8 protein-coding genes are annotated in these 7,856 nt (G+C 43.4%); 1 reads left to right on the top strand and 7 read right to left on the bottom strand.

The features are described 5' to 3' along the window. The 6 genes from QQK21_RS18370 to QQK21_RS18345 all read right to left on the bottom strand — a co-directional run. Positions 1 to 846: alpha/beta fold hydrolase (locus tag QQK21_RS18370; protein WP_284193628.1), on the bottom strand; the 846-nt coding region annotated here is incomplete at its 3' end. After that, positions 843 to 1,400, bottom strand: coding sequence for a Slp family lipoprotein (locus QQK21_RS18365; protein WP_284193627.1), 558 nt, complete (start codon positions 1,398 to 1,400; stop codon positions 843 to 845). The genes QQK21_RS18370 and QQK21_RS18365, both read right to left, overlap by 4 nt. Before the next feature lie 19 nt (positions 1,401 to 1,419). Beyond that, complete coding sequence (locus tag QQK21_RS18360) at positions 1,420 to 1,722, bottom strand: chromosome partitioning protein ParA (protein WP_284193626.1); 303 nt, start codon at positions 1,720 to 1,722, stop codon at positions 1,420 to 1,422. A 20-nt stretch (positions 1,723 to 1,742) separates the two neighbouring features. Then, complete coding sequence (gene tsaB / locus QQK21_RS18355) at positions 1,743 to 2,444, bottom strand: tRNA (adenosine(37)-N6)-threonylcarbamoyltransferase complex dimerization subunit type 1 TsaB (RefSeq protein ID WP_284193625.1); 702 nt, start codon at positions 2,442 to 2,444, stop codon at positions 1,743 to 1,745. Positions 2,445 to 2,456: 12 nt separating this feature from the next. Next, on the bottom strand, positions 2,457 to 4,382 hold the full coding sequence (gene yoaA, locus QQK21_RS18350) for a DNA repair helicase YoaA (protein ID WP_284193624.1): 1,926 nt from the start codon (positions 4,380 to 4,382) through the stop codon (positions 2,457 to 2,459). 144 nt (positions 4,383 to 4,526) lie between these two features. Then, a complete protein-coding gene (locus QQK21_RS18345; protein ID WP_284193623.1) occupies positions 4,527 to 4,727 on the bottom strand; it encodes a hypothetical protein in 201 nt (66 codons plus the stop codon). Positions 4,728 to 4,921: 194 nt separating this feature from the next. Here QQK21_RS18345 and purU point away from each other — a divergent pair, with 194 nt between their 5' ends. Further along, positions 4,922 to 5,755: a formyltetrahydrofolate deformylase gene (gene purU / locus QQK21_RS18340; protein ID WP_284193622.1), complete on the top strand. Its 834-nt coding sequence runs from the start codon at positions 4,922 to 4,924 to the stop codon at positions 5,753 to 5,755. Between the two features lie 47 nt (positions 5,756 to 5,802). Here the strand turns inward: purU and QQK21_RS18335 are convergent, their stop codons facing one another. Further along, on the bottom strand, positions 5,803 to 7,806 hold the full coding sequence (locus tag QQK21_RS18335) for an NADPH-dependent 2,4-dienoyl-CoA reductase (RefSeq protein ID WP_284193621.1): 2,004 nt from the start codon (positions 7,804 to 7,806) through the stop codon (positions 5,803 to 5,805). Positions 7,807 to 7,856: the final 50 nt, after the last annotated feature.

Here is a 7,856-nt window from a genome sequence, read left to right as displayed (position 1 = left end):
TGTAAGGATACGACAGAGTCGAATGGTATTTATCCCGTCAAGATCCCTCAGTAATGACACCCCTTCAACCATTGCAACGTCAACTGAGTCTGATTCTCCTTTCTGTTTGTGTTGTAGATAAGGAAAACCATGCTCGCCCAATACAACCAAATGAGGACAACTTATACTTTGCCTTACAGATTGAGCATGCTCATGAGACATGCGATACAAAGATTGACTTTGTAACTTCTCATCATGACGCCAGTACCACCCGTCTGAAGTTCGCTTTAAACCTCTCAGTACAATCGGGCGAATAAGTTCAGATGCAATCAGGTTAATCTCAGACCTCACTTCAACGGCATCGTCAAGTGACGAAAATGCGCGACTCGATCGACTGCGAATTTTCTGTCGACTCAACACGCCGTCCCTCAAACGCGAAACAGCTTGGTTACTGTCCTCCGACAAAGGCCCACGTCCTTCTATTTCAACTAACCCACTAATTTGCTCAGGGAAAGCGGCACTATAACAACTTGCAACCAAAGCACCAAGTGAATGGCCGACTAACACCAATCTGTTTGACGAGAAATTAGACAACAATTGATAGATATCATCAATATAGTCATGGAATGGATAAAAGTTATTACCAGACTTGTGGCTTGATTGGCCGTGTCCAGGTAAGTCAATTGCACATAGATGAAGGGCGGGATCCATGTGGTTAAGTGTCTGCATTACACTCATAAAACTCGCCGCATTATCCAACCATCCGTGTATAAAAACGATCGAGCATTTTGCTTGATGACTGTAACCACATTCAACAGCGCTTAGATAGCCTTCAGCTTGGTTATATCGAGTATCTCTAAAAGTCATTTTACTTCCTGGATAACCACTCCTTGCTGAGTTCCTCGCGTGATTTCTCGGCAGTAAAAGCTGCGGCAAGAATAGGTCGCAGGACCAAAGTCATTGTGAATGAGAACCCGCTCCTCTATCCTCCACAAATGATAGCCTATCGCTTTCATGACAGGGAATTCATAATGATAATCCCCAACATCCGCGGCTTCTTTGCCATCACTATTTCCAAGCAATGTAATCAGACGGCCCTCAGCAAATTTAACTGGATCAGCGAAACCGTCCACATAAGCAACAAAACGACCTTGAGGCTCTTGATCTATATCTGGTTTACCCGTCAAACCAATAGGCAAGTTAACCACTTCGAGTCTAGTTTTATCTTTTAGGTTTGTCACACTAGCAATCACACCACCTAAACGAAGTTCCTGTGAGCTCTCCACTGACATTTTCCAATCTGAATAATTGGTCTGCACATCTGGGTTACTTGACATCAATTCTTCTGGCAACGTGCTACACGCGCTAATACCAAATATGAATAGGGTTAATACGACAAATCTAAACATGTGTAATTTCATACATACTCTATCGAAAAAGCTAAATATAAAGATCGACGCCTAATAGCTGCGATAGTTCCTCTCTTTTCGTTTGGTTCATCACATTCATATATTCTTCTAACGCTTTTCTTCCTTGCCCTTCAGGGAGATCATACTGAAGTTGTGCTTTATGAATATCGGCTTCATTGGTATGACGGATAGAATGCGCCACCGCGTTCGCCACTTTACTGGGTTGGCCAACAGATGAAGTATTCTGAGATTTTTTTACTCCATCTTTCTTTCCAGTTTTGTTGGCTTTATTTGGCCCTGGAAGCGATGGAGGTAGTCCATTAATAGAAACCATATTCTCCGTCTTAAAACCTCTTATTCTCTACCCGGCAACTTCTTCCATGCGACTTTATCACGTAAATAGACAGGACTTGCCTCTTCAACTGCCACAGTATTGCCTTTCTCAAACTCAAGGCTTGCCAGTAGGGCAATATCCTCTGCATCAGGGTATATTACACATCCTTGAATCACGTCATACTTAATGTCACCCAACGCATCTGTATATGCATCCCAGCCAGTCCCCGCTTTAACCCAAGAGAACTTATCTGTTTGGCTGTGCTCTGCCAGAGTCGTTGGTGAAATCACAGATTCTTCATCGATAGTACACCAAGCGCCATCTTCTTGACGCATAAAACGCCCCCAATATACTTCACTCATACGAGCATCTATCGCACAAGCCACATGAGTTGCCCCCATACTGCGGTAACTGCCTTTCGCCATCGCCTCTAAGGTTGAGACACCAATCATAGGAAGTTCAGCCCCAAACGCTAAACCTTGTGCAATACCGATGCCAATACGGACTCCAGTGAAACTGCCAGGACCACGACCAAATGCTAATGCATCTAGCTCATTCAACGCCAGACCTGCTTCTTTTAACACTTCATCTACCATGGGTAGAATTTTTTTTGTGTGATCACGTGGGGCGACTTCTCTTCGTACATAAACATGATCGTTAACAAGTAATGCGACTGAGCAATTTTCAGTTGCTGTGTCTAAGGCAAGAATTTTTGCACTCATTTATTTCTCTAATTATTGGTTCGTTTGTGATATTTGTGCGAGGAAATCCTGCACTACGGTCAAGTCCCGAGTTCGGGGAATTGGGGGTAAACTGGCGAGAAACACCCCACCATAATCGCGCGTGACCAATCGGTTATCACAAATGATCAACACACCTTTATCTTTTTGGTCACGAATCAATCGACCAACCCCCTGTTTTAGCGTAATTACAGCGTCTGGTAACTGTACTTGCGAAAAAGGCTGCCCACCTTTTAACTGACAGTCCTCAATTCTCGCTTTTAACAAGGGGTCATCAGGCGCGGTAAAGGGTAGCTTATCAATAATAACACAGCTAAGTGCATCACCTCTAACATCGATTCCCTCCCAAAATGCACCGGTTGCAACAAGTAGAGCGTTACCCAATTCCATAAATTCACTCAGCGTTTTTTGCTTACTTGTTTCTCCTTGCATAAGTACAGGAATTGATAACATACTGCGAAACCTCTCACCCAACTCTCTCATCATATTGTGAGACGTACAAAGAAAAAAACACCTTCCCTGATTTTGTTCAATCACAGGCCCAAGCATAGAAACCAGTTTATCTGCCATTTGCGGACTATTGGGCTCTGGTAAATAGCGGGGAACACACAATTTTGCTTGGCTTTGGTAATCAAACGGGCTCGCCAAAGCAAGCTCAATATCTGGGTTAATTCCAAGTCGAGAGGTGAAATGGTTGAAGTCACCACTAACACCGAGTGTTGCCGATGTAAAAACCCAAGTACCACTCGTCTGTATCATCTGTTCTTGAAACTTGTCGGCCACCGAAAGTGGTGTGATATGCAGACTAAACTGACGCGGAGTTGTCTCGTACCAATATGAGTATCCGGTAACCGATACGTCACAGACCCTCATCAATCGTGCATTAATAGTGCTTGCTCGCTCATAGGCCGTATCCAACAGTTGACTGCGACCGAGCGCCAATTTTAGCACTTCGAGGCAAAACTCAAGTGTATCTCGCAAACGCTCGAGTTCTCTTGCTATTGGAGGAGAGCTTATCGCTTCGCGCCAGTTACCTCTATACCCCGGCTCTCCCAACGCAATTCTGAGATCCATTGCGTTTTGCATTAATTTCTCTCCAACTTTTTGCAACTGGCGCATATCTTTGGCTTCTGTGCGGTAACCTATTTCTATATCCTTAGACAATTCCTGTATCTGACGACTGGATAAAGATTGGCCAAAATACTGGCTAGCAATATCAGGTAATTGATGAGCTTCATCAAAAATAAAGACTTCCGCTGCAGGGATTAACTCACCAAAACCCGTTTCTTTTATTGCTAAATCGGCCAGAAATAGATGGTGATTTACAACGACAACATCCGCATCCATAGCTTTCTTGCGTGCTTTAAGCACAAAACATTCTTGGTAACTAGGACACTCTTTACCCAAACAATTATCGTTGGTAGACGTAATGCTTGGAATCACTGAGCTGTCTTCAGCAATATCACTGCATTCACCAAGATCACCCGTTTTTGTTTCGCTCGACCAAGTTCTTACTTTGACCAATTGACAGAGTAGATCCGTATCCGACTGAATACTATGACTTTCAATCATTTGTCGACTCAAACGGTCAAGACACAAATAGTTTGCTCGTCCTTTTAACAGTGCGATTTGCCCACTGAAGTCTAAAGCATCCGTAATCAAAGGTAAGTCTCGATGAAAAAGTTGTTCTTGAAGATTTTTTGATCCTGTACTTATGATGGCTTTTTTACCACTTTGAAGTGCGGGGATAAGGTAAGCGAACGTCTTCCCCGTTCCTGTTCCAGCTTCAATAACCACCTGCTGGTTAGCCTCAATTGCCGTTGAAATAGCCTGCGCCATTTCCAATTGAGCTTGTCGAGGTTGGAAACCTTGAATGACTTTGCCTAAAGCACCTTCAGCTGAAAAAATCTTTGATATCATCGGCAAGAAAACATGAGAGTTCGTGTACTAAGGAGGAATTATGTCAGGTTCATGCTGGCGAAGCGAATTAATTTAAGGCGAAGCATGGCCTCACCTTGATATGTGCAGAATAAAATGAAAGCACGCGACGTGTTTATCAGTAAGTCAGCGTCGGTTTAAATAGCGCGACAACCAAGCTGGCCCTTCAAAATCACTTTGACAATCAGTCATGGCTCGCGCCGCTTCACTGGGCGAAGCTTTGTTTTCCCACATCTCATTGAGAAGTTCTTCATTAAGCTCTTGATCGCCAAGTAGTGCACTCACCCTTTCTGAGTACAACCTACGTGCAAGTAGATCCCTATCCATACTTACAACCTCTTCGGCCGAGATAAGGCAGTTTCTGCAAAATTCACTTAACCTATAGGTTTGCTGGAATTAATTGTTGAAACTGTCACAACATTAGGATAATTGTAGTTGCTATTGTGGCTAGCTGCTTAGTTATTTAGTGCCAATAGCCAATTTCACATTAAAACAAAATAATTCACGGAAGTTTTCACCTAATGGAAAAGAAAATACTGCTGACTCATTGTAAAGACGCGCCCGGCCTCATCTCAAAAATCACTAACATCTGCTACAAGCATCAACTTAACATTATTCACAATAATGAATTTGTCGATAACACCAGCGGCCACTTTTTTATGCGCACAGAACTTCACGGCTACTTTAACGACAAAATACTTCTTGATGAACTCGATCAGGCTTTACCTCAAGGTGTGTCACGGCAATTAGTCGGACCTAATCAAAAACGCATCGTCATTATGGTAACAAAAGAGGCGCATTGCCTCGGTGATATTCTCATGAAAAGCTACGATGGCAGTCTTAATGTCGATATTGCTGCAGTGGTAAGTAACTATGATACTCTCAAGGGCTTAACCGAGAAGTTTGACATACCTTATCACTGCGTCTCACATATCGGCCTAGATAGGGAAGAGCATGAGGCTAAAATGCTTGAAATCATCGATATGTACAATGCAGATTATCTTGTATTGGCTAAGTATATGAGAGTGTTAACACCAACTTTTGTCGAAAAGTATCACCATAAGATCATTAATATCCACCACAGCTTTTTACCTGCTTTCATTGGGGCCAAACCGTATCAACAGGCTTATGATAGAGGTGTGAAAATTATCGGAGCGACGGCTCATTTCGTCACTAACGACCTCGATGAAGGGCCAATCATTAAGCAAGATGTTATCCCCGTCGATCATAACTTTAACGCGCAAGATATGTCACAAGCAGGCCGTGATGTAGAAAAGAATGTACTAAGTAAAGCACTCAACAAGGTGATCAATGACCACGTATTTGTGTTTAGAAACAAGACTGTCATTCTTTGAATATCTGGAGGAAGACTTTTGATATAGGTCTTCCTCCCTAAATAAGCTTACAACTTAATCGCGAGTTCCACTCCTTGACGAATGGCCCGAACGGCATCAAGCTCTCCCGCATGATCTGCTCCGCCAATAATATGTAGCTTATCTCCCATCTCTTGCCATTGCTGTTCAAATGGCCTAACCGATTCTTGACCAGCACATATTATAACCTTGTCTACTTCAAGGAGTTGGGACTGTTCATTGCATGTTATGTGCAAACCTTGCTCATCAATTCTGTCATAGCTCACACCACCTAGGAGATGAACACCTCGCTTTTCTAGCGTCCTCTTATGGATCCAACCTGTCGTTTTTCCTGGACCTTTGCCAACGTTGCCGGCTCGACGTTGAAGCACCCAAACCTCTTTGTCACTTTGCAAATTAGGGTAAGGAAATAAACCTCCTGGATGAGCAATTTCTTTATCAATACCCCAATCATGCAGCCAATCATCTAGGCTGTGCCCCGCGGGCTCTGTGAGCATGGTAGCTACGTCAACACCAATACCTCCAGCACCTACAATTGCTACTTTTTCACCAGCATAGGTTTTATCTTTGATTAACGTTTGGTAATCAATGACTTTGTTGGGATTATCTATCCCTTCAATGTTCACTTTACGAGGCTCAACACCTGACGCCATCACCACTTCATCATACTCAGAAAGTAAATCAAAATTGGCCTCTGTCTCAAGATGCAGTTTTACTCCCGTCTCATCAATCTGATTGGCAAAATATCGAATCGTCTCGCGAAATTCCTCTTTGCCAGGAATTTGCATCGCAAGGCGAAACTGTCCGCCAATTCGGTCATTTCGCTCAAAAAGATCGACATGATGCCCTCGTTTGGCCAAGGTCGTCGCACAGGATAATCCAGCAGGGCCAGCACCAACAACGGCAATATTTTTTGGCGAAGGTGTTGGGGTTATTCTGAGTTCATCTTCGCGACAGGCAAGTGGGTTAACCAAACAGCTCGCTCTTTTACCTTTGAAAACATGATCCAAACAAGCTTGATTACAACCAATACAGGTATTGATAAGATGAGCCTTGTCATTTTGTGCTTTTACTACGAAATGTGGATCTGCAAGAAATGGGCGAGCCATTGACACCATATCAGCATGACCACTCGCCAAAATACGTTCCGCTTCCTCCGGAGTATTAATACGATTACAGGTGACTATTGGGATAGACACATGTGGACGTACTTTTTCAGTCACCCAAGTAAAAGCTCCCCGTGGGACTTGAGTTGCAATTGTGGGTATTCTTGCTTCATGCCAGCCAATACCGGTATTAATGATCGAAACGCCCGCTTTTTCTAACTCCTTAGCTAGAATCACCACTTCATCAAAAGTACTCCCTTGTTCAACGAGATCGAGCATTGATAAACGGAAAATGATTATAAACTCGTCACCCACGGCTTGTCGTATTGCTTTGACAATCTCCAGTGGAAAACGAATACGATTTTCATAGCTTCCGCCCCATTCATCGTATCTAGTGTTGGTACGCTTACAGATAAATTGGTTAATCAGATATCCCTCTGAGCCCATAATTTCGATACCATCGTAACCTGCTGACTTGGCAAGCTCCGAGCTATGAGCAAAAGCCATAATGGTTTTCTTGATCTGGCGGCAACTCATTTCACTAGGTGCAAAACGAGCAATGGGAGCTTTGATCGCAGACGCACTCTGAGAAAATGGATGCATGGCATAACGACCAGCGTGAAGTAGCTGGAGGGCTATCTTACCACCATGTTCATGCACGGAGTCCGTTACCACCTTGTGTGCTCTTGCATGCTTGGCTTTACTAAATTCTGCGCTAAATGGATGCAACCGCCCTCGAAAATTAGGAGAAAAACCACCTGTTACGATAAGGCCAACGCCACCTTTCGCACGTTCGGCATAAAACGCAGCCAGCTTACCTAACCCTTCTTTATGTTCTTCAAGACCAGTATGCATTGAGCCCATCAATACTCTGTTTCTAATCTGAGTAAATCCTAAATCCAGTGGCTTTAATAAATTTGGGTACATAGAGGACATCACTTTGTTATCAATTCTGGTCTGACCACAATAGATTTGAC

This window comes from Vibrio zhanjiangensis (genome assembly GCF_030161235.1).
GTDB lineage: Bacteria > Pseudomonadota > Gammaproteobacteria > Enterobacterales > Vibrionaceae > Vibrio > Vibrio zhanjiangensis.
The sequence above is the reverse complement of the archived record's forward strand: the minus strand, read 5'-3'. Positions and strand labels throughout refer to the sequence as shown.

Excerpts from the sequence above, each read along its gene's own strand:
- QQK21_RS18345 (WP_284193623.1), bottom strand. The coding sequence starts at position 4,727 with ATGGATAGGGATCTACTTGCACGTAGGTTGTACTCAGAAAGGGTGAGT.
- QQK21_RS18335 (WP_284193621.1), bottom strand. The coding sequence starts at position 7,806 with ATGTACCCAAATTTATTAAAGCCACTGGATTTAGGATTTACTCAGATT.
- tsaB (WP_284193625.1), bottom strand. The coding sequence starts at position 2,444 with ATGAGTGCAAAAATTCTTGCCTTAGACACAGCAACTGAAAATTGCTCA.
- QQK21_RS18360 (WP_284193626.1), bottom strand. The coding sequence starts at position 1,722 with ATGGTTTCTATTAATGGACTACCTCCATCGCTTCCAGGGCCAAATAAA.
- QQK21_RS18365 (WP_284193627.1), bottom strand. The coding sequence starts at position 1,400 with ATGAAATTACACATGTTTAGATTTGTCGTATTAACCCTATTCATATTT.
- purU (WP_284193622.1), top strand. The coding sequence starts at position 4,922 with ATGGAAAAGAAAATACTGCTGACTCATTGTAAAGACGCGCCCGGCCTC.
- yoaA (WP_284193624.1), bottom strand. The coding sequence starts at position 4,382 with ATGATATCAAAGATTTTTTCAGCTGAAGGTGCTTTAGGCAAAGTCATT.